This is a genomic window from Streptomyces roseofulvus, from assembly GCF_039534915.1.
GTDB classification, from domain to species: domain Bacteria; phylum Actinomycetota; class Actinomycetes; order Streptomycetales; family Streptomycetaceae; genus Streptomyces; species Streptomyces roseofulvus.
In genome coordinates, this window is the sequence record NZ_BAAAWE010000001.1 from 5,801,117 (window position 1) to 5,821,401 (window position 20,285).

At 71.8% G+C, this 20,285-nt stretch carries 19 protein-coding genes; 12 read left to right on the plus strand and 7 right to left on the minus strand.

Annotated elements, in window-relative coordinates:
• Positions 1 to 67: 67 nt before the first annotated feature.
• From ABFY03_RS26955 to ABFY03_RS26965, 3 genes are all read left to right on the plus strand, one after another.
• Positions 68 to 1,504 carry a gamma-aminobutyraldehyde dehydrogenase gene (locus ABFY03_RS26955; protein WP_319011272.1) on the plus strand — a complete coding sequence of 479 codons (1,437 nt, stop codon included), beginning with the start codon at positions 68 to 70 and terminating at the stop codon, positions 1,502 to 1,504.
• 195 nt (positions 1,505 to 1,699) lie between these two features.
• Positions 1,700 to 2,812 carry a polyamine ABC transporter substrate-binding protein gene (locus tag ABFY03_RS26960; RefSeq protein WP_346172310.1) on the plus strand — a complete coding sequence of 371 codons (1,113 nt, stop codon included), beginning with the start codon at positions 1,700 to 1,702 and terminating at the stop codon, positions 2,810 to 2,812.
• Positions 2,813 to 2,879: 67 nt separating this feature from the next.
• Complete coding sequence (locus tag ABFY03_RS26965) at positions 2,880 to 3,428, plus strand: hypothetical protein (RefSeq protein WP_319011270.1); 549 nt, start codon at positions 2,880 to 2,882, stop codon at positions 3,426 to 3,428.
• Here the strand turns inward: ABFY03_RS26965 and ABFY03_RS26970 are convergent.
• From ABFY03_RS26970 to ABFY03_RS26995, 6 genes are all read right to left on the minus strand, one after another.
• Entirely contained in the window at positions 3,394 to 4,563 is a 1,170-nt protein-coding gene (locus tag ABFY03_RS26970) for a serine hydrolase domain-containing protein (protein ID WP_346171004.1), read from the minus strand. The genes ABFY03_RS26965 and ABFY03_RS26970 overlap by 35 nt on opposite strands.
• Before the next feature lie 120 nt (positions 4,564 to 4,683).
• Complete coding sequence (locus ABFY03_RS26975; protein WP_346171005.1) at positions 4,684 to 5,367, minus strand: response regulator; 684 nt, start codon at positions 5,365 to 5,367, stop codon at positions 4,684 to 4,686.
• Positions 5,364 to 6,515: a sensor histidine kinase gene (locus ABFY03_RS26980; protein WP_346171006.1), complete on the minus strand. Its 1,152-nt coding sequence runs from the start codon at positions 6,513 to 6,515 to the stop codon at positions 5,364 to 5,366. The genes ABFY03_RS26975 and ABFY03_RS26980 overlap by 4 nt, the downstream gene beginning before the upstream one ends.
• Positions 6,515 to 7,291 (minus strand): SAM-dependent methyltransferase, encoded by a 777-nt coding sequence (locus ABFY03_RS26985; protein WP_319011266.1) that lies wholly within the window; start codon positions 7,289 to 7,291, stop codon positions 6,515 to 6,517. Before ABFY03_RS26985 ends, ABFY03_RS26980 begins: the two co-directional genes overlap by 1 nt.
• Positions 7,291 to 7,977: a glycerophosphodiester phosphodiesterase gene (locus ABFY03_RS26990; protein ID WP_319011265.1), complete on the minus strand. Its 687-nt coding sequence runs from the start codon at positions 7,975 to 7,977 to the stop codon at positions 7,291 to 7,293. Before ABFY03_RS26990 ends, ABFY03_RS26985 begins: the two co-directional genes overlap by 1 nt.
• Before the next feature lie 22 nt (positions 7,978 to 7,999).
• Positions 8,000 to 9,031 carry an adenosine deaminase gene (locus ABFY03_RS26995; protein ID WP_346171007.1) on the minus strand — a complete coding sequence of 344 codons (1,032 nt, stop codon included), beginning with the start codon at positions 9,029 to 9,031 and terminating at the stop codon, positions 8,000 to 8,002.
• 75 nt (positions 9,032 to 9,106) lie between these two features.
• On the opposite strand from ABFY03_RS26995, the gene ABFY03_RS27000 reads away from it, so the two are divergent.
• On the plus strand, positions 9,107 to 9,856 hold the full coding sequence (locus ABFY03_RS27000; protein WP_346171008.1) for a DUF4190 domain-containing protein: 750 nt from the start codon (positions 9,107 to 9,109) through the stop codon (positions 9,854 to 9,856).
• On the opposite strand, the gene ybiA is transcribed toward ABFY03_RS27000, so the two are convergent.
• Positions 9,824 to 10,408, minus strand: coding sequence for a riboflavin biosynthesis intermediates N-glycosidase (gene ybiA / locus ABFY03_RS27005; RefSeq protein ID WP_346171009.1), 585 nt, complete (start codon positions 10,406 to 10,408; stop codon positions 9,824 to 9,826). The two genes, ABFY03_RS27000 and ybiA, sit on opposite strands and share 33 nt — an antisense overlap.
• Before the next feature lie 175 nt (positions 10,409 to 10,583).
• Between ybiA and ABFY03_RS27010 the strand changes: the two genes are divergently transcribed.
• The 8 genes from ABFY03_RS27010 (at position 10,584) to ABFY03_RS27045 (ending at position 20,281) form a co-directional block, all read left to right on the plus strand.
• A complete protein-coding gene (locus ABFY03_RS27010; RefSeq protein WP_319011261.1) occupies positions 10,584 to 12,098 on the plus strand; it encodes a gamma-aminobutyraldehyde dehydrogenase in 1,515 nt (504 codons plus the stop codon).
• Between the two features lie 49 nt (positions 12,099 to 12,147).
• A complete protein-coding gene (locus ABFY03_RS27015) occupies positions 12,148 to 13,395 on the plus strand; it encodes an ABC transporter substrate-binding protein (protein WP_319011260.1) in 1,248 nt (415 codons plus the stop codon).
• 41 nt (positions 13,396 to 13,436) lie between these two features.
• Positions 13,437 to 14,585 carry an ABC transporter ATP-binding protein gene (locus ABFY03_RS27020; RefSeq protein WP_319011259.1) on the plus strand — a complete coding sequence of 383 codons (1,149 nt, stop codon included), beginning with the start codon at positions 13,437 to 13,439 and terminating at the stop codon, positions 14,583 to 14,585.
• Entirely contained in the window at positions 14,582 to 15,511 is a 930-nt protein-coding gene (locus ABFY03_RS27025) for an ABC transporter permease (RefSeq protein WP_319011258.1), read from the plus strand. Before ABFY03_RS27020 ends, ABFY03_RS27025 begins: the two co-directional genes overlap by 4 nt.
• Positions 15,511 to 16,305, plus strand: coding sequence for an ABC transporter permease (locus ABFY03_RS27030; RefSeq protein WP_319011257.1), 795 nt, complete (start codon positions 15,511 to 15,513; stop codon positions 16,303 to 16,305). Before ABFY03_RS27025 ends, ABFY03_RS27030 begins: the two co-directional genes overlap by 1 nt.
• A gap of 36 nt (positions 16,306 to 16,341) precedes the next feature.
• Positions 16,342 to 17,760 carry an NAD(P)/FAD-dependent oxidoreductase gene (locus ABFY03_RS27035; protein WP_319011256.1) on the plus strand — a complete coding sequence of 473 codons (1,419 nt, stop codon included), beginning with the start codon at positions 16,342 to 16,344 and terminating at the stop codon, positions 17,758 to 17,760.
• A 126-nt stretch (positions 17,761 to 17,886) separates the two neighbouring features.
• Positions 17,887 to 18,369 carry a hypothetical protein gene (locus ABFY03_RS27040; RefSeq protein ID WP_319011255.1) on the plus strand — a complete coding sequence of 161 codons (483 nt, stop codon included), beginning with the start codon at positions 17,887 to 17,889 and terminating at the stop codon, positions 18,367 to 18,369.
• Positions 18,370 to 18,475: 106 nt separating this feature from the next.
• Positions 18,476 to 20,281, plus strand: a complete 1,806-nt coding sequence (locus ABFY03_RS27045; protein ID WP_346171010.1) for a chitinase — start codon at positions 18,476 to 18,478, stop codon at positions 20,279 to 20,281.
• Positions 20,282 to 20,285: the final 4 nt, after the last annotated feature.

A 20,285-nucleotide genomic window follows, 5' to 3' on the forward strand; every position in this document is an offset into this window, starting at 1 on the left:
GGTGTCTCACCCATCGGGACGTCGCACAAGGTCGTGCGAAGACAGAACGTGACAGGAGGGGTGGCAAGTGACCACCGAGCTGCGCCGGCTGCGTAACTACATCGACGGAGAGTTCCGCGACGCGGCCGACGGCCGCACCATCGAGGTGATCAACCCGGCCACCGGCGAGGCCTACGCGACCTCCCCGCTCTCGGGCCAGGCCGACGTCGACGCCGCCATGGAGGCCGCCGCGGCCGCCTTCCCCGCCTGGCGCGACACCACGCCGTCCGAGCGCCAGAAGGTGCTCCTCAAGATCGCCGACGCCTTCGAGGAGCGCGCAGAGGAGCTCATCGCCGCCGAGGTCGAGAACACCGGCAAGCCGGTCGCCCTCACCGCGAGCGAGGAGATCCCGCCGATGGTGGACCAGATCCGCTTCTTCGCGGGTGCCGCCCGGCTGCTCGAGGGCCGTTCGGCCGGCGAGTACATGGAGGGCATGACCTCCATCATCCGCCGCGAGCCGGTCGGCGTCTGCGCGCAGGTCGCGCCGTGGAACTACCCGATGATGATGGCCGTGTGGAAGTTCGCCCCGGCCCTCGCCGCGGGCAACACGGTCGTCCTCAAGCCCTCGGACACCACCCCGGCCTCCACGGTCCTGATGGCCGAGATCATCGGTTCCATCGTCCCCAAGGGCGTCTTCAACGTCATCTGCGGCGACCGCGAGACCGGCCGCGCCATGGTCGAGCACCCGACCCCGGCGATGGCCTCCATCACCGGCTCCGTCCGCGCCGGCATGCAGGTCGCCGAGTCGGCGGCCAAGGACGTCAAGCGCGTCCACCTGGAGCTGGGCGGCAAGGCCCCGGTCGTGGTCTTCGAGGACACCGACATCGAGAAGGCCGTCGAGGACATCTCCGTCGCCGGCTTCTTCAACGCCGGCCAGGACTGCACCGCCGCCACCCGCGTGCTCGTCCACGAGTCCATCCACGACGAGTTCGTCGCCGCCCTCGCCAAGGCCGCCACCGACACCAAGACGGGGCAGCCGGACGACGAGGACGTGCTCTACGGCCCGCTGAACAACGCCAACCAGCTGAAGCAGGTCGCCGGCTTCATCGACCGCCTCCCGGCCCACGCCAAGGTCGAGGCCGGCGGCCACCGCGTCGGCGACAAGGGCTACTTCTACGCCCCGACCGTCGTCTCCGGCCTGAAGCAGGACGACGAGATCGTCCAGAACGAGGTCTTCGGCCCGGTCATCACCGTCCAGTCCTTCACGGACGAGGCCCAGGCCCTGGAGTTCGCCAACGGCGTCGAGTACGCCCTCGCCTCCTCCGTCTGGACCAAGGACCACCAGCGCGCCATGCGCATGTCCCGCTCGCTCGACTTCGGCTGCGTGTGGATCAACACCCACATCCCGCTGGTCGCCGAGATGCCGCACGGCGGCTTCAAGAAGTCCGGCTACGGCAAGGACCTCTCCGCGTACGGCTTCGAGGACTACACCCGCATCAAGCACGTGATGACCTCCCTGGGCTGATCCCTCCCCGGACCCCCGCGCGGCCCCGACACCTTGATCGACAAGGTGTCGGGGCCGCGCTCCGTCGCTCGACGGAGCGTCCATTGCGGGGGCCCTGAGCCGGACGGGAGGCTTCGTCGGGTGAGAGCCATCGCCAGGAAGCCCCTCCCTCGCCGGTCCCTCCTCCGCGGCCTCGGCGCCGCAGGAGCCGGCGGCATGCTCGCCGCCTGCGGCGTGCGGCCCGCCTACGTCCCCGAGGGCGAGCGGTCCGGCCGTGACCTGTCCGGCCGCGAGCCGAGCCTCACCTTCGCCAACTGGCCGCTCTACATCGACACCGACGACGCCGATCCGGGGCGGCGGCCCACCCTCGACGCCTTCCGGAAGCGGACCGGGATCTCCGTCCGCTACACCGAGGAGATCAACGACAACGACGAGTTCTTCGGCAAGGTCGGCCCCGCCCTCATGAACGGCCAGGCCGCCGACCGCGACCTGATCGTCGTCAGCGACTGGATGGCCGCCCGCTTCGTCCGCCTCGGCTGGGTCCAGAAGATGGACCGCGCCGCCCAGTCCCACGTCGCCGGCCACCTCGACCCCCAGCTGCGCCGCCCCGCCTTCGACCCCGGCCGGCTCCACACCGTGCCCTGGCAGTCCGGCATCACCGGCATCGCCTACAACCGGCGCGCGCTCGGCCGGGAACTGCGCTCCACCCGCCAGCTGTGGGACGCCGACCTGCGCGGCAAGGTCACCCTCCTCTCCGGCCTCGACGAGGCCGTCGCCCTGCTCATGCAGGCCAACGGCGCCGACGTCACCCGCTGGACCCAGGACGACTTCCACACCGTCTGCGACCAGGTCGAGAAGCTGGTGCGGGAGAAGCACATCCGCCGCTTCACCGGCAACGACTACATCAAGGACCTCTCCAGCGGCGACGTCCTCGCCTGCCAGGCGTACTCCGGCGACGTCATCCAGCTCCAGGCCGACGACCCCGACATCGAGTTCGTCGTCCCCGAGGAGGGCGGCGAGCTGTGGGCCGAGTCGCTGATGATCCCCAACCTCGCCCGCCACAAGGCCAACGCCGAGCGGCTGGTCGACTACTACTACGAGCCCGAGGTCGCCGCCGAACTCGCCGCCTGGGTCAACTACGTCTGCCCCGTCCCGGCCGCCCAGGCCGTCCTCGCCGACTCCGGCGACGCGGAACTGGCCGCGCTCGCCGAGGACCCGCTGATCTTCCCCGACCGCGAGATGCGCGGCCGGCTCGCCATCGCCCGCGACATCACCTCGGCGGAACGCCGGACCATGGCCCAGCGGTGGAACGCCCTCGTCGGGCTGTGAGCGGGGGCGGGGCGAGACCGGCGCCCCCTGTTTCTGAACGCGTTCAAGAGGGGCGTACGCTACCCCCATGAGCGACTCGAACGGGCCGAGAGCCCTTCTCGCGCGGATCCGCGCATGGCTGATCCTCTTCGTCGTCTGCCTCGTCCTGAGCGGGGCCACCGCCTTCCCGCTCGTCACCGAACTCCGCTGGCTCGACTCCTCGCTGACCGGCTGGGCCGCGCCCGTCGCGGACGCCCTCCCCGGCCTCGCCGAGTGGATCCACAAGGTGGCCGGCGGGGTCGAGACGGCCGGCGCCGACGCCCCGTACCTCCTCTACGGCACCGACTGGCTGGCCTTCGCCCACCTCGTCATCGCCGTCGCCTTCTACGGGCCCTACCGCGACCCGGTCCGCAACATCTGGGTCGTCGAGTTCGGCATGATCGCCTGCGTCGGCATCATCCCCCTCGCCCTGATCTGCGGGCCGATCCGGGACATCCCCTTCTGGTGGTCGGTCATCGACATGTCCTTCGGGGTCTTCGGCATCCTGCCGCTGCTCCACGTCCGCCGGCTCATCAAGCGTCTTGAGGCCGCCCAGGGCGGCGTCACTCCGACGGCAGCCCGTACGTCGCCAGCATGAGCTCCAGGGCCGTGCGGTTCATCTCCTGGCCCTTCGCGTCCGTCGAGTTGACGCTGTACACCAGGGTCCGCTCCCCGTGGCGGGTCGAGGCGATGGCCGCGTTGTAGCCCCAGCGGCCGCCGGTCTTGCCCCACACCTCGCGCCCGCCCAGCCTCTTCATCGACAGGCCGGCGGAATACGCCGCCGGCTCGCCGGAGCCGAAGTCGGTCACCTCCGGCAGCGTGAACATCTCCTCCAGGAGCGGGCCGCGCACCACCCGGCCGGCGAACAGGGCCCGGGTGAACCGCTCCAGGTCCGCCGTGGTCGAGACCAGGTCGCCGGCCGCCCAGCCGTCCGTGACGCCCCACACCGATACGTCCCGCAGCCCGGTCGTCCCGTCGTCCAGCCGCATCAACTGGTAGCCGTGGTTGTGCGGGCCCCGGATCGCGGGCTCCCGGCCGGGGGAGTAGGTGTCCCGCAGCCCGAGCGGGCGCAGGATCCGGCGCTCCAGCTGCTCCTCGTACGGGTCGCCCGTCACCCGCTCCACGATCAGCCCGGCGATCGTGTAGCCGATGTTCAGATAGTGCTGGCGGGTGCCGGGGCGGAACTCCCGCGCCTTCGCGGTCGCCCGGCGGACCACCTCCTCCGGCTCGTGCACCTCGAAGCGGCGCTCGTACCACTCCTCCACGGTCTCGCCCGGCATGCCCGCCGCCGGGATGCCGTGCGTGTGGTTCAGCAGCTGGCGGACCGTCACCGTCGCGTACCGGCCCGGGATCAGCTCCGGGAGGTACGAGCGGGCCGTGCGGTCCAGGTCGATCCGGCCCTCGGAGGCCAGCTGGAGCACGGTCGCCGCCGTGAACACCTTCGTCACCGAACCCGCCCGGAAGCGGGCCGCCGGATCGGCCGCCGCCCCCGACTCCAGGTCGTGCACGCCCGCGCTGCCCGCCCAGCTCCCCTCGGTGCCGCCGATCCGGACCAGCGCCGCCGTCGCGTCCGCGCGCGGCAGCCCCGCGATCACCGCCGACAGATCGGGACCGGCCGGCGCCGCCGCGGCCGGCGGGGCCGGTTCGGCGAAGGCGGGGGCGAGGGTGAGGGGGCCCGCGGCGACGCCCAGGACCAGGGCGGCGGCGAGCAGGGCGCGGGTGGACTTCTTCATGGTCAACTCCCGTGACGTGAGCCGTTGTTCCGACGACTCCATCCTGCTGACCGGGGGCGGCCGGCGGATCGCCCGCGCCGGCGGTCCCGCCCCGCCCTCCCTCGCCGGAGCGGGGGAGGCTCAGCCGCCCGCGGCTCCCCCGCGCGAGGGAGGCCCCGGCGCCACCAGACCCGTCTCGTAGGCGCAGATCACCGCCTGGATCCGGTCCCGCAGCCCCAGCTTCGCCAGCACGTTGCCCACATGGGTCTTCACCGTGTGCTCGGAGACCACCAGCTCCGCCGCGATCTCCGCGTTCGACAGGCCCCGCGCGAGCAGCAGCAGCGTCTCCCGCTCCCGGCCCGTCAGCACGTCCAGGCGCGGATCCGGGGCGACCGGCCGGCGCGGTCCGCCCGCCGTGTACTGCTCCACCAGCCGGCGCGCCACCGAGGGCGCGAGGAGCGAGTCGCCCGCCGCCACCACCCGCACCGCGTGCACGAGGTCGTCCCGGCGCACGTCCTTCAGGAGGAAGCCGCTCGCGCCCGCGTGCAGCGCCTCGTACACGTACGCGTCCGAGTCGAAGGTCGTCAGCATCACCGTCCGGCAGGCGCTCTCCGCGCTGATCGCCCGGCACGCCTCGATGCCGTCCATCCGCGGCATCCGGATGTCGAGGAGCGCCACGTCCGGCCGGTGGCGCCGCACCGCCTCCACCGCCGCCGCCCCGTCGGGGGCCTCCGCCACCACCTCGATGTCGTCCTGGACGTCGAGGATCAGCGCGAAGCCGCTGCGGACCAGCTCCTGGTCGTCGGCCACCACCACACGGATCACCGCTCTCCCACCTCCGCGGGGGAGGGTACGGGCAGCTCCGCCCGCACCTCGAATCCGGCGCCGTCCGGGCCCGGGCCCGCGGTCGCCGTGCCCTCGTGCGCCGCCGCCCGCTCCCGTATCCCGGCCAGACCGTGCCCGGCGGAGCGCCCCGGGGACGGCCGGGGACCCCGCCCGTCGTCGCGCACCAGGACGGTGACCCGGCCGGGGGAGAGGTCGACCCGGACCGTGGCGGTACGGGCCCGGGCGTGCCGCACCGTGTTGGTCAGCGCCTCCTGCACGATCCGGTACACCGTCGCCGCGAGCCCCGCGGGCAGCCCCGCCACCTCCCCCGAGGTCTCGTACCGCACCTCCAGACCGCCGGCCCGCACCCGGTCGAGCAGCGCGGGCAGCTCTGCCGGGCCCGGCTGCGGCGAACGGCCCCCGCCGCCGTCCTCGTCCCGCAGCACGCCCAGCATCCGCCGCAGCTGGTCCATCGCGTCCCGCCCGGTCGCGGAGATCGCCTCGAAGGCGGCCTCCGCCCGCTCCGGCGCCTTCCGCACCGCCACCGGACCCGCCTCCGCCTGCACGATCATCAGGCTCACCGCGTGCGACAGGATGTCGTGCATCTCCCGGGCGATCCGGGCCCGCTCCCGCGCGGCCGCCCGCTCCGCCTCCACCGCCTGCGCCCGCTGCCGGGCGTCGGTGAGCCGGCCGAAGACATAGGCGGCCCCGAACACGAAGAGCGAGAAGGTGAGTTCACGGGCCGAGCGGGAGTTGAGCCACACCGACACCGGCACCGACACCAGCATCAGCACCCCCGCCACCGCCCGCTGCCAGGCCGGCGCCAGCATCGCCACCGTGTGGAGGCACACCAGCCCCTGGTACGGCAGCGGCTGCCCCGGACCGTCGACCGCCAGCCGGTACAGCCCACTGGCCGCCAGCACCGCGAGCAGCACCGTCATCGGCGCCCGCCGCCGCCACACCAGCGGCAGCACGGTCAGCGTCGTCAGCCCGTACGCCTGCCAGGTCGCCGGCGGCAGCTCCGGCCCGCGCGGCACCACGAACGGCATCGTCACCGCCGCCTGCACCAGCAGCGCGAGGCCCGCGTCCACCGCCCGCGGATGCGCCGCGCCCCACTCCCGGGCCTGCGCCACCCCCCGTATCCGCATTACGGCTTGCGGCCCACCGCGCCGAACTGGGCCACCGCGGGGGCCTCCGGCGCGCCCCACCGCGCGCACGACACGACGCCCGGCGCGAGGAGCTCCAGGCCGTCGAAGAAGGAGGCGAACTCCTCGCGGGTGCGGGCGGTGATGGGCGGGGTGGCGTTCTCGTTCCAGAACGCCATCGCCGCCTTGTTGCCCTCGCCGCCCAGCTCGGGTTCCAGCGTGGGATGGGTGAGGACCAGGTAGCTGCCGGACGGCACCGCGGCCATCAACGTCCGCACGATCGACCGGGCCTCGTCGGTGTCCATCACGAAGTTGAGCAGGCCGAGCATCATCACCGCCACCGGGCGCGACAGGTCGAGCACCTCGCCGGCCGCCGCCACGATCTTCTCCGGTTCGTGGGCGTCCGCGTCGACGTACTCCGTGACGCCCCCGGGGGAGCTGGTCAGCAGCGCCCGGGCGTGGGTGAGGACGATCGGGTCGTTGTCGACGTAGACGATCCGGGCGTCCGGCGCGACCCGCTGGGCCACCTCGTGGGTGTTGTCGGCGGTCGGCAGCCCGGTGCCGATGTCGAGGAACTGGCGCACCCCCTCGCCGGCCAGCCGGGTCACCACCCGGCCGAGGAACGCCCGGTCCGCGCGGGCGACTTCGCCGATGCTCGGGTGGAAGGAGACGACCTGGTCGCCGACGGCGCGGTCGACCGGGTAGTTGTCCTTGCCACCGAGCCAGTAGTTCCACACACGGGCGTTGTGGGCGATGTCGGTCCGGATCCGGTCGTTCATCAGGGAGCCTTTCGCAGGACGGCGGCGAGGACGTCGACCCGGTTGGTGGTGAGGGAGTCGACCCCGTTCGCGATCAGCCTACGCATGGTCCTGCGGGTGTCCGGCGTCCAGGCCGAGACGAGCAGCCCGTCCCGGTGCACCCGCTCCGCCAGCGCCTCCCCGACCAGCCCGAAACGGTAGTTGAGCCACTTCGGGCGGACCGCGTCGAGCAGCACCCGGCGAGGCGGGGCCAGCGAGGTCCAGGTGAGCGCGATCTCCGCGTGCGGGTCGGCCGCCCGCACCTGGAGCATCGCGACCGCGCCCGCGCAGTAGTAGACGCGCTCCCCGGCGCCGGCCTCGCGGACCGCGCCGACGATCTTCCGGACCGACGCCTCGTTGCCGCCGGGCAGGTCGAGCATCAGCCGGCGCTCCCCGGCCGCCAGGAGCGCGTCCCGGAGCGTCGGCACCCCGCCGTGGGTCAGCTCGCGCAGCTGCTCGTGGGTGAGCGAGGAGAGCGCCCGGTCGTGGCCCCACAGCCGCTTCAGGGTGTCGTCGTGGAGGAGGACGGGCACCTCGTCCCGGGTCAGCCGGACGTCGACCTCGACCGCGTCCGCCCCCCGCTCGAAGGCGGAGCCGATCGAGGCGAGGGTGTTCTCACGGGCGCGGTACGGGTCGCCGCGGTGGCCTACGACAGTGACGGATCGCATGGGGCCCATTCTCGGCCGGGGCTCAGCGCGCCAGCCACTCCTCCGTGTACGTGTCGATCTCGGCGGCCAGCCGCTCCTTGCCGGCCGGGTCGAGGAAGGACGCCTCGACCGCGTTCTTCGCGAGGGCGGCCAGACCGCGCTCGTCGAGGCCGAGGAGGCGGGCGGCGACGGCGTACTCGTTGTTCAGGTCGGTGCCGAACATCGGCGGGTCGTCGCTGTTGACCGTGACCAGCACGCCGGCGTCGACCATCGCCCGGATCGGGTGCTCGTCGAGGGTGGCCACCGCCCGGGTCGCGATGTTCGAGGTCGGGCAGACCTCCAGGGCGATCCGGTGCTCCGCCAGGTACGCGAGGAGCTCGGGGTCCCGGACGGAGCTGGTGCCGTGGCCGACGCGCTCGGCGCCCAGGTCGCGGATCGCGTCCCAGACCGTCTGCGGGCCGGTCGTCTCGCCGGCGTGCGGCACCGAGTGCAGCCCGGCCGCCCTGGCCCGGTCGAAGTACGGCTTGAACTGCGGGCGCGGCACCCCGATCTCCGGGCCGCCGAGGCCGAAGGAGACCAGGCCCTCGGGGCGGATGCCGTCGGTGGTGGCGAGCCGCGCGGTCTCCTCCGCGGACTCCAGGCCGGCCTCGCCGGGGATGTCGAAGCACCAGCGCAGCACGGTGCCGAACTCGGCCTCCGCCGCCTTGCGGGCGTCCTCGATCGCCGCCATGAACGCCCGCTCCTCGATGCCGCGGCGGGTGGAGGAATACGGGGTGATGGTCAGCTCGGCGTAGCGGATGTTCTGCCGCGCCATGTCCCGGGCGACCTCGAAGGTCAGCAGCCGGACGTCCTCCGGGGTGCGCACCAGGTCCACGACGGACAGGTACACGTCGATGAAGTGCGCGAAGTCGGTGAAGGTGAAGTAGTCGGCCAGCGCCTCCGGGGCCGTGGGGACCTTGGAGTCCGGATGCCGGGCGGCGAGCTCGGAGACGATCCGGGGGGAGGCGGAGCCCACGTGGTGGACGTGCAGCTCGGCCTTGGGCAGGCCCGCGATGAAGGGGTGGAGATCGGTCATCGGATCATCGTAGGCCGGGCGGGTGCGCGCCGGACGGCACGCCGTAGCATGACGGGACCACGGAGGGAGCCCCGAATGTCCGACACCGCCGAGCCGAGCCCGCAGGACCGGGGCACGAGCGACCCGTGGGCCCCGCCGGACCGCGCGGAGTCCCGGGTGGAGCTGGGCAAGCGGGCCCCGGCGGACCGCCGCCCGGTGCACGAGCAGCCGACGGTCACCTCGATACCCACGGGGGAGGCGGCCGGCGCGGAACTGCCGCCGCCGCCGGTCGCCCCCGGCGGCCCGGCCGCCTACGGAGGGCCCGCGGCGCCGCCCGCGTACGGCCCCCCGACCGTCGCGTCGGGCTTCGGTCACCCGGGCGCGGGGCCCGGCGCCACGCCCTCGTACGGCTACCCGCCGGCCGGTCCCGGCCCGTCCTCGTACGGCTACCCGCCGGCCGGTCCCGGCCCGTCCTCGTACGGCTACCCGCCGGCCCATCCGCTGCCGTACGGGCCGGTGCCCGGCCGGCACAACGGCATGGGCACGGCCGGCATGGTGCTCGGCATCATCGGCACCTGCCTCTTCTGGTTCTACGGCGTCCCGTCGATCGTGCTCGGCATCCTCGCCCTGATCTTCGGCATCCTCGGCCGCAAGCGGGCCCAGCGCGGCGAGGCGGCCAACGGCGGCGCCGCCACCGCCGGCATCGTCCTCGGCATCATCTCCACCGTCCTCGGCGCGGCGGTCATCGCCTTCATCGTCTGGGCCGTCACCAGCTACGGCGAGTACGAGGAGACCGAGGACGGGGTGCGGACCTCAGCGGTCCTCGTCGTCGGCGACCGGGGCTGAACCGGCCCCGCTCCGCAGCCGCTCCCGGGCCTCCATCAGCGCGAAGCCCAGCAGGTTGAGCCCGCGCCAGCGGGCCGGGTCGTGGGCGCCGGGGTCGCCGGCGGCGAGGCCGATGCCCCAGATCCGGTCCAGCGGGCTCGCCTCCACGAGCACCCGGGAGCCGGTCCCCAGCAGGAAGTCCCGCAGCCCCTCGTCCGAGGCGAACTTGTGGACGCTGCCGGTCACCACGATCTCCGCGCGCTCCCGCGCCCACACGGTCTCGTCGAAGCCGCGGACCAGCCGGCCGGCGTTCTTCGCCTCGGCCGGGGTGCGGGCGGCCAGCGCGCTCCGCTCCGCCTCCGCGTCGCCGAAGAGGCGCGCCTTCCCGGCCATCATCCAGTGCTCGGCCGTCGCGTACCGCACTCCGTCGACCACGAAGGGTGACGGCCACCACTGGCTCAGACAGCTCTGCGTGAGCCGTCCTTCCGGGGCCGGCCGGTGGCCCCAGAAGTGCAGCCACTTCACCTTCTCACCCCTGCTGACCTGCTGTGTCAGCTCCTCGATGGTCATCATGCACGCGAGTCTGGCATCCGCGAGCGACACGGTGTACGGAGATTTTCCCGCAGCCTCGACAGTTGGTCGACCGAATCCGTCGAGTAACCAAAAGGCAACAACGGAATCCCTTGTTCGAACCCAGCCCCTCTGTCAGGATCGGCACTCAATTCGAGCTGGGACAACGGAGAGCGTCATGGGCAACCGCTTCCAGGTGACCGACCGCTTCGCGGACGGCGCGCAGTACATCGGCGGACGGCTCCGCCCCGGGACCTCCGGGAAGACGCACAGCGTCGTCGACCCCGCGACCGGCGAGAGCGTCCACACCTACGAACTCGCCTCCACGGCGGACGTCGACGAGGCCGTGGCGGCCGCCAGGGCCGCCTTCCCCGGGTGGGCCGCGGCCACCCCGGGCGAGCGCTCCGACGCGCTGCACCGCCTCGCCGCGGTCCTCGCCGAGCAGGCCGAGGACTTCGCCCTGGCCGAGTCGCTCCAGTGCGGCAAGCCCATCCGGCTCACCACCGAGTTCGACGTGCCCGGCACCATCGACAACACCGCCTTCTTCGCCGGCGCCGCCCGCCACCTCCAGGGCCAGTCCGCCGGCGAGTACTCCGGCGACCACACCTCGTACGTGCGGCGGGAGCCGATCGGCGTGGTCGGCTCCATCGCCCCCTGGAACTACCCGCTCCAGATGGCCGCCTGGAAGATCCTCCCGGCGATCGCGGCGGGCAACACCATCGTCCTGAAGCCGGCCGAGCTGACCCCGCTCACCTCCCTGATGTTCGCCCAGGCGGCCAAGGAGGCGGGCATCCCCGACGGCGTCGTCAACGTCGTCACCGGCTCCGGCCGCGAGGCGGGCGAGCACCTCGTCGGCCACCCGGACGTCGCCATGACCTCCTTCACCGGCTCCACGCCGGTCGGCAAGCGGGTCGCCGAGGTCGCCACCGCCACCGTCAAGCGGCTCCACCTGGAGCTCGGCGGCAAGGCCCCCTTCGTCGTCTTCGACGACGCCGACCTGGAGGCCGCCGCCCACGGCGCCGTCGCCGCCTCCCTGATCAACACGGGCCAGGACTGCACCGCCGCCACCCGCGCCTACGTCCAGCGGCCGCTCTTCGACGCCTTCGTGGCCCGGGTCGCGGAGCTCATGGAGACCGTCCGGCTCGGCGACCCCGCCGACCCCGCGACCGACCTCGGCCCGCTCGTCTCGCACGCCCAGCGCGACCGGGTCGCCGGCTTCGTGGAGCGGGCCCGTGGCTACGCGACCGTCGTCACCGGAGGCGAAGCCCCTGGTGGAGAGCTCGAGAACGGCGCATACTATCGGCCCACCCTGATCACCGGCGCCGCTCAGGACAGCGAGGTCGTGCAGTCGGAGATCTTCGGACCGGTCCTGGTGGCCCTGCCCTTCGACACCGACGACGAGGGCATCCGGCTCGCCAACGACACCCCGTACGGCCTCGCCGCCTCCGCCTGGAGCCGCGACGTCTACCGGGCGAACAGGGCCACCCGCGAGATCAAGGCCGGCTGCGTCTGGGTCAACGACCACATCCCGATCATCAGCGAGATGCCGCACGGCGGATACAAGGCGTCCGGCTACGGAAAGGACATGTCCTCCTACTCCTTCGAGGAGTACACGCAGGTCAAGCACGTGATGTTCGACAACACGGCGGTGGCGGCCAAGGACTGGCACCGCACGATCTTCGGGGACCGATAGCAGTCAGCCGCCCGACCAGCGGCGCAACCATCCCGAAAGGGCACAGCGCATGGAGCAGTACGAGCCCGACCGCCTGTCCGCCGCCCAGCTGGCGGCGATCCGGCGCAGCATGACGAGCGGCCGTGGCGCCCTCAGCCGCCGCTCGCTGCTGCGGGCCGGAGGTGTGGGCGCGCTCACGGTCGGCGGCCTGGCCGGCCTGACGGCCTGCGGCATCCCGCCGGCCAAGCGAGAAGGCCAGGGCCCGGCGTCCACCGACTTCTCGGCCAAGGAGAAGAGCGTCAACTTCTCCAACTGGACCGAGTACATGGACGTCAGCGAGGACGAGAAGTCCCGGCCCACCCTGGAGGCGTTCACCAAACGCACCGGGATCAAGGTCAAGTACACCGAGGACATCAACGACAACGTCGAGTTCTTCGGCAAGATCAAGCCGCAGCTCGCGGCCGGCCAGGACACCGGCCGCGACCTGATCTGCGTCACCGACTGGCTGGCCGCCCGGATCATCCGGCTCGGCTGGGCGCAGAAGCTCGACCCGGCGAACCTGCCCAACGCCTACGCGAACCTCTCCGCCCAGTTCCGCCGCCCCGACTGGGACCCGGGCCGCTCCTACTCGTACCCGTGGACCGGCATCTCCACCGTCATCGCCTACAACACCAAGGCGACCGGCGGGAAGAAGGTCGACTCGGTCAGCCAGCTCCTCGACGACCCCGCGCTCAAGGGCCGGGTCGGCTTCCTCACCGAGATGCGCGACACCGTCGGCATGACCCTGCTCGACATGGGCAAGGACCCGGGCACCTTCACCGACGCCGACTTCGACGCGGCGATCGGCCGCCTCCAGAAGGCCGTCGACAAGAAGCAGATCCGCCGCTTCACCGGCAACGACTACACCTCGGACCTGGACAAGGGCGACATCGCCGCCTGTCTCGCCTGGGCCGGCGACATCATCCAGCTGCAGGCGGACAACCCGGACATCCAGTACACGATCCCGAACGCCGGCTACATCACGTCGACGGACAACCTGCTGGTCCCCACCAAGGCCCGGCACAAGGCCAACGCCGAGAAGCTCATCGACTTCTACTACGAGCTTCCCAACGCCGCCCAGCTCGCCGCCTACATCAACTACGTCTGCCCCGTCGACGGGGTGAAGGACGAACTGGCCAAGATCGACCCCGAGCTCGCGGCCAACACCCTGATCCTCCCCGACAAGGCCATGGCCAAGAAGTCCCGCGCCTTCCGCTCGCTGACCGGCGATGAGGAGACGGCGTACGAGGAGAAGTTCGCCAAGCTCATCGGCGCCTGAGCCGTCGTCCACCCTCTTACGAAGATCCGGGACCGCAACCCATGACTGACAAGACCACCGGCGGCGACGTCCGACTCACCGGGATCAGCAAGACCTACGGCTCCTTCACCGCCGTCCACCCGCTCGACCTCACCGTGCCGCAGGGCTCCTTCTTCGCCCTGCTCGGCGCCTCCGGCTGCGGCAAGACCACCACCCTGCGCATGATCGCCGGCCTGGAGGACCCCTCCACCGGCACGATCTTCCTCGGCGACAAGGACGTCACCGACCTCCCGCCCTACAAGCGGCCGGTCAACACCGTCTTCCAGTCCTACGCGCTCTTCCCGCACATGGACATCTCCGAGAACATCGCCTTCGGTCTCCGCCGGCGCGGCATCAAGTCGGTGAAGAAGCAGGTCGACGAGATGCTGGAGCTCGTCCAGCTCGGCGACAAGGCGAAGCACAAGCCGCACCAGCTCTCCGGCGGCCAGCAGCAGCGCGTCGCCGTCGCCCGCGCCCTCATCAACCACCCCCAGGTGCTCCTCCTCGACGAGCCGCTCGGCGCCCTCGACCTCAAGCTGCGCCGCCAGATGCAGCTGGAGCTCAAGCGGATCCAGACCGAGGTCGGCATCACCTTCGTGCACGTCACCCACGACCAGGAGGAGGCCATGACCATGGCCGACCAGGTCGCGGTCATGAACGGCGGCCGGGTCGAGCAGCTCGGCGCCCCCGCCGACCTGTACGAGAACCCGCAGACCACCTTCGTCGCCAACTTCCTCGGCACCTCCAACCTCATCGAGGCCGAGGTCGTCGAGACGGGCTCCGACGTCGTCGTCACCGCCGGCGGCGGCAAGCTCCGGGTGCCCGGCGACCGCTGTACCGACGCGGTCCGCCAGGGAGGCAAGCTCCTCGTCGGCGTCCGCCCCGAGAAGATCTCGCTCGCGCACGCCGACGACGCGGGCACGATCGCCGACGGCCGCAACCGGGTCACCGGCCGGATCGTCGACTCCTCCTTCATCGGCGTCTCCACCCAGTACGTGGTGAACTCGCCGGCCGGGGCGGAGCTCCAGGTCTACGAGCAGAACATCGAGCGTGACACGCGGCTCGTCCCGGGCGCCGAGGTCGTCCTGCACTGGAACCCGGCCCACACCTTCGGCCTCGACGCCGCCCAGGACATCGACGCGGGCGTGGAGACGGTGGAGGACGCCTCGTGACCACCACCCTCACCAAGGAGGCGCCGGGGCCGGTCGACGAACCGGTTCTGCGCAAGCCCCCCACCCGCAAGCGGCTCGTCCCGTACTGGCTGCTGCTCCCCGGCATCCTCTGGCTGCTGGTCTTCTTCGCCCTGCCGCTCGTCTACCAGGCGTCCACCTCGGTGCAGACCGGCTCCCTGGAGCAGGGCTTCCAGGTCACCTGGCACTTCCAGACCTACCTGGACGCCTTCACCGAGTACTGGCCGCAGCTGCTGCGCTCGCTGCTGTACGCCGGCACCGCGACCCTGCTCTGCCTGCTGCTCGGCTACCCGCTCGCGTACCTCATCGCCTTCAAGGCCGGCCGCTGGCGCAACCTGCTGCTCGTCCTCGTCATCGCGCCCTTCTTCACCAGCTTCCTCATCCGGACGCTGGCCTGGAAGACGATCCTCGCCGACGACAGCCTCGTCGTGGACGCGCTCAACGCGCTGCACGTCCTCGACGTCACCAGCTGGCTCGGCTGGACCGACGGCGAGCGGGTGCTCGCCACCCCGATGGCGGTCGTCTGCGGCCTCACGTACAACTTCCTGCCGTTCATGATCCTGCCCCTCTACACCTCCCTGGAGCGGATCGACGGCCGGCTGCACGAGGCCGCCCAGGACCTCTACGCCACCCCGGCGACCACCTTCCGCAAGGTGACCTTCCCGCTGTCGATGCCCGGCGTCGTCTCCGGCACCCTGCTCACCTTCATCCCGGCGAGCGGCGACTACGTCAACGCCGAACTGCTCGGCTCCACCGACACCAAGATGATCGGCAACGTCATCCAGTCGCAGTTCCTCCGCGTCCTCGACTACCCGACGGCCGCCGCCCTGTCCTTCATCCTCATGGCGATCGTGCTGTTCATGGTCACCGTCTACATCCGCAAGGCGGGAACGGAGGACCTCGTCTGATGACCTGGCTGCGCAAGAACCTCGTCGTCATCGCGGGCCTGCTGACGCTCGCGTACATGATCCTGCCGAACGTCGTGGTCATGGTGTTCTCGTTCAACAAACCGAACGGGCGCTTCAACTACTCCTGGCAGCAGTTCTCCCTCGACGCCTGGAAGGACCCCTGCGGCGTCGCCGACATGTGCGAGTCGCTGACGCTCTCGCTCCAGCTCGCCGCCTGGGCCACCGTCGGCGCCGTCGTCCTCGGCACGATGATCGCCTTCGCGCTGGTCCGCTACCGCTTCCGGGCGCGCGGCGCGATCAACTCGCTGATCTTCCTGCCGATGGCGATGCCCGAGGTCGTCATGGCCGCCTCGCTGCTCACCCTCTTCCTCAACATGGGGATCGAGCTGGGCTTCTGGACGGTCCTCATCGCCCACATCATGTTCTGCCTGTCGTTCGTCGTGACGGCGGTCAAGGCCCGGGTCATGTCCATGGACCCGCGCCTGGAGGAGGCCGCGCGCGACCTCTACGCCGGGCCCGCGCAGACCTTCCTGCGCGTCACCCTGCCGATCGCCGCGCCCGGCATCGCCGCCGGCGCGCTGCTCGCCTTCGCGCTCTCCTTCGACGACTTCATCATCACCAACTTCAACGCGGGCTCCACGGTGACCTTCCCCATGTTCGTCTGGGGCTCGGCACAGCGCGGAACCCCCGTTCAGATCAACGTCATCGGCACCGCGATGTTCGCGCTTGCGGTACTGATCGTCGTGGCCGGACAGATCATCACGAACCGGCGCAAGAAAACAGCAACAGCCTGAGCGTAGGAAGCCCAGGCACCGAAGGAGTTGGAAACCATGGCCCCAGTCGCCATGCGTCTCGCTGCTAAATCTCTCTCCGACGCCCAGCCCGTCCCCTTCTGGCTGGAAGACCCCGGCAAGCCCGGCGCCCTGCCCGCCCTCACCGGCACCGAGAAGTGCGATCTCCTCGTCGTCGGCGGCGGCTACAGCGGACTGTGGACCGCGCTCCTCGCCAAGGAGCGCGACCCCTCCCAGGACGTCGTGCTCATCGAAGGCCGCGAGGTGGGCTGGGCCGCCTCGGGCCGCAACGGCGGCTTCTGCGCCGCCTCCCTCACCCACGGCTTCGGCAACGGCCTCTCCCGCTGGCCGGGCGAGCTGCCGAAGCTGGAACGGCTCGGCGCGGCCAACCTCGACGCCATCGAGGCGGCCGTCGCCCGCTACTCCCTGGACTGCGAGTTCGAGCGCACCGGCGAGATCGACGTGGCCACCGAGGCGTACCAGGTGGAGGAGCTCCACGCGTGGTACGAGGAGGCCGAGCGGCTCGGCCTCGCCGACGGCCTCACCCTCCTCGACCAGGACGCCGTCCGCGCCGAGGTGAACTCCCCGACCTTCCGGGGCGGCCTGTGGGACCGGGACGGCGTCGCCATGCTCCACCCGGCGAAGCTCGCCTGGGGCCTCAAGCGGGCCTGCCTCGACCTCGGCGTGCGGATCTTCGAGAACACCCCGGGCCTCGACCTGGTGTCGGCCGGCGCCGGCATGGCCGTGCGCACCCCGTACGGCCGGGTCGCCGCCCGCCGGGTCGCCCTCGGCACCAACGTCTTCCCGTCGCTGGTCAAGCGGCTGCGCCCGTACACCGTCCCGGTCTACGACTACGCGCTGGTCACCGAACCGCTGTCCGAGGAGCAGCTCGCCTCCGTCGGCTGGAAGAACCGGCAGGGCCTCGGCGACTCCGCCAACCAGTTCCACTACTTCCGGATCACCGCCGACCACCGGATCCTCTGGGGCGGATACGACGCCATCTACCGCTTCGGCGGCAAGGTGCAGGCGGAGATGGACCACCGCCCGGAGACGTACCTCAAGCTGGCCGAGCACTTCTTCACCTGCTTCCCGCAGCTGGAGGGGGTCCGCTTCAGCCACGCCTGGGGCGGCGCGATCGACACCTGCTCGCGCTTCTCGGCCTTCTTCGGCACCGCCCACCAGGGCAAGGTGGCGTACGCGCAGGGCTACACCGGGCTCGGCGTCGGCGCCACCCGCTTCGGCGCCGACGTGATGCTCGACCTGCTCTCCGGCGAGCGCACCGAGCGCACCGAGCTGGCGATGGTCCGCTCCAAGCCGCTGCCCTTCCCGCCGGAGCCGATCGCCTGGGCAGGCATCGGGATCACCAAGTGGTCGCTGGCCCGCGCCGACGCCAACGGCGGGCGGCGGAACCTGTGGCTCAGGACGATGGACAAGCTGGGCCTCGGCTTCGACAGCTGACCCCGCCCCGGTGTGATTCAGATCACAACCGATGGGTAGGGAAACCCGCGTAAGAGCGGGGAACCCTCGCGCTCTCTCCGTGTGGACGCGCACCTCCGCGCGTCCCCACGGAGAGGAGTACGCACGATGACAGGTACGGGGGCCTCCGGCGCCAGGGCCGCGGTGGAATGGCTGGCCGCGGTCGCGCCCGATCCCGACGCCTGCCGCTGGGAGTGGGAGCGCAACCCGCACGGGGTCGCCCTGCTGCCCGCCGGCCGGCGCTGGGACGTGCTGATCCTGCCGGGCGAGCTCGGCCACCCCACCCTCGACGTCCTGACCCGCCTGGTCGACCGGCCGGGCCCGGTGCTCGCCGACTTCGGCGACGCCCGCATCGGCTTCTTCGTCCCGCCCGGCACGGCCGCCCGCTGGCTCGGCACCGGGGTCCGCGGCGCCGGGACCGGCACCTGGATCGTCGTCCCGTACCCGGGGCGGGCGACCGGGGGAGTGCGCTGGCTGGTGATGCCGGACGGGCAGGGCACCCTCACCGACGCCTCGCTGCTCGAACTCGCCATGCACGAGGCCGCGGGGGACCTTGCCCGCGCGCAGACGCACGGAGGGGGCGCCTCCTGATACCCCCCTCCTCGACTCCGGTCCCGTCCAGAGGTCTTGACCACTCGATTGGTCTGGACCATGCTGTGCCGCGCTCCACTCCGATCCCCCACCCCCGGAGGCAGTCGTGGACCGCACCAGACCTCTCACCCTGCTGCTCGCAGGCGCGCTCGCCGTCGGCGGGCTCGCCGCGCTCACCCCGGCCGCCCAGGCCGCCGACTCCGAACTCGCCCGCAACGGCGGCTTCGAGGCCGGCCTGGACGGCTGGAACTGCACGGCCGGCAGCGGCGCCGTCGTGTCCTCGCCCGTGCACAGCGGGACGAAGGCGCTCCAGGCCACCCCGGCCGGCAGCGACAACGCCAAGTGCTCCCAGACCATCACGGTCAAGCCCAACGCGGCGTACACGCTGAGCGGCTGGGTCCGCGGCAGCTACGTCTACCTCGGCGTCACCGGCACCGGAACCACCGACACCTCCACCTGGACCCAGTCGGCCCCCGACTGGCAGAAGCTCTCCACCACCTTCACCACCGGCGCGAACACCACCTCGGTCACGGTCTACACCCACGGCTGGTACGGCACCCCCGCCTACCAGGCCGACGACCTCTCCCTCTACGGCCCCGGCGGCTACCCGGTCCAGCTCCCGGCCGCCCCCACCGGCCTCACGGCCGGCTCCCCGACCGCCACCTCCGTGCCGCTGAGCTGGACCGCCGTCCCCGGCGCCACCTCGTACCACGTCTACCAGGGCACCACCATGATCCAGACGGTCACCGGCACCACGGCGACCGCCACCGGGCTCACGGCCTCCACCCCGTACACCTTCCAGGTCACCGCCGCGAACAGCGCCGGCGAGTCCCCGAAGTCGGCCCCGGTGACCGCGACCACGACCTCCGGAGGCGGCGGCAACCCCGGCGGCACCCTCCCCGCCCGCGCCCTCGTCGGCTACCTCCACGCCAGCTTCGCCAACGGCTCCGGCTACACCCGCATGGCCGACGTGCCGGACTCCTGGGACGTCATCAACCTGGCCTTCGGCGAACCGACCTCGGTGACCTCCGGCGACATCCGCTTCAGCCTCTGCCCGGCGACCGAATGCCCCAACGTCGAGTCCCCGGCCGACTTCAAGGCCGCCATCAAGGCCAAGCAGGCCGCCGGCAAGAAGGTCCTCATCTCCATCGGCGGGCAGAACGGCCAGGTCCAGCTCGCCACCACCGCCGCCCGCGACGCCTTCGTCACCTCGGTCTCGAAGATCATCGACGAGTACGGCCTCGACGGCCTCGACATCGACTTCGAGGGCCACTCGCTCTCGCTCCAGACCGGCGACACCGACTTCCGCAGCCCCACCACCCCGGTCATCGTCCACCTGATCCAGGCGATCAAGACCCTCAAGGCCAAGTACGGCGCGAAGTTCGTCCTCACCATGGCCCCGGAGACCTTCTTCGTCCAGCTCGGCTACCAGTTCTACGGCTCCGGCCCCTGGGGCGGCCAGGACCCGCGCGCCGGCGCCTACCTCCCGGTCATCCACGCCCTGCGCGACGACCTCACCCTGCTCCACGTCCAGGACTACAACTCCGGCCCCATCATGGGCCTGGACAACCAGTACCACTCCATGGGCGGCGCGGACTTCCACATCGCCATGACCGACATGCTGCTCGCCGGCTTCCCGGTCGCCGGCAACACCGCCCGCGTCTTCCCCGGCCTCCGCCCCGACCAGGTCGCCATCGGCCTCCCGGCCTCCACCCAGGCGGGCAACGGCCACACCACCCCCGCCGAGGTGAACAAGGCCCTCGACTGCCTCACCAGGAAGCAGAACTGCGGCACCTACCAGACCCACGGCACCTGGTCGTCCCTCCGCGGCCTGATGACCTGGTCCATCAACTGGGACCGCTTCAACCAGTGGGAGTTCAGCCGGAACTTCGACGCGTACGACTGGAGCTGACGGT

Coding starts and splice junctions, on each gene's coding strand:
- ABFY03_RS26960 (WP_346172310.1), top strand. CDS start 1,700: ATGCTCGCCGCCTGCGGCGTGCGGCCCGCCTACGTCCCCGAGGGCGAG.
- ABFY03_RS26965 (WP_319011270.1), top strand. CDS start 2,880: ATGAGCGACTCGAACGGGCCGAGAGCCCTTCTCGCGCGGATCCGCGCA.
- ABFY03_RS26970 (WP_346171004.1), bottom strand. CDS start 4,563: ATGAAGAAGTCCACCCGCGCCCTGCTCGCCGCCGCCCTGGTCCTGGGC.
- ABFY03_RS26980 (WP_346171006.1), bottom strand. CDS start 6,515: ATGCGGATACGGGGGGTGGCGCAGGCCCGGGAGTGGGGCGCGGCGCAT.
- ABFY03_RS26985 (WP_319011266.1), bottom strand. CDS start 7,291: ATGAACGACCGGATCCGGACCGACATCGCCCACAACGCCCGTGTGTGG.
- ABFY03_RS26990 (WP_319011265.1), bottom strand. CDS start 7,977: ATGCGATCCGTCACTGTCGTAGGCCACCGCGGCGACCCGTACCGCGCC.
- ABFY03_RS26995 (WP_346171007.1), bottom strand. CDS start 9,031: ATGACCGATCTCCACCCCTTCATCGCGGGCCTGCCCAAGGCCGAGCTG.
- ABFY03_RS27000 (WP_346171008.1), top strand. CDS start 9,107: ATGTCCGACACCGCCGAGCCGAGCCCGCAGGACCGGGGCACGAGCGAC.
- ybiA (WP_346171009.1), bottom strand. CDS start 10,408: ATGATGACCATCGAGGAGCTGACACAGCAGGTCAGCAGGGGTGAGAAG.
- ABFY03_RS27010 (WP_319011261.1), top strand. CDS start 10,584: ATGGGCAACCGCTTCCAGGTGACCGACCGCTTCGCGGACGGCGCGCAG.
- ABFY03_RS27015 (WP_319011260.1), top strand. CDS start 12,148: ATGGAGCAGTACGAGCCCGACCGCCTGTCCGCCGCCCAGCTGGCGGCG.
- ABFY03_RS27020 (WP_319011259.1), top strand. CDS start 13,437: ATGACTGACAAGACCACCGGCGGCGACGTCCGACTCACCGGGATCAGC.
- ABFY03_RS27030 (WP_319011257.1), top strand. CDS start 15,511: ATGACCTGGCTGCGCAAGAACCTCGTCGTCATCGCGGGCCTGCTGACG.
- ABFY03_RS27035 (WP_319011256.1), top strand. CDS start 16,342: ATGGCCCCAGTCGCCATGCGTCTCGCTGCTAAATCTCTCTCCGACGCC.
- ABFY03_RS27040 (WP_319011255.1), top strand. CDS start 17,887: ATGACAGGTACGGGGGCCTCCGGCGCCAGGGCCGCGGTGGAATGGCTG.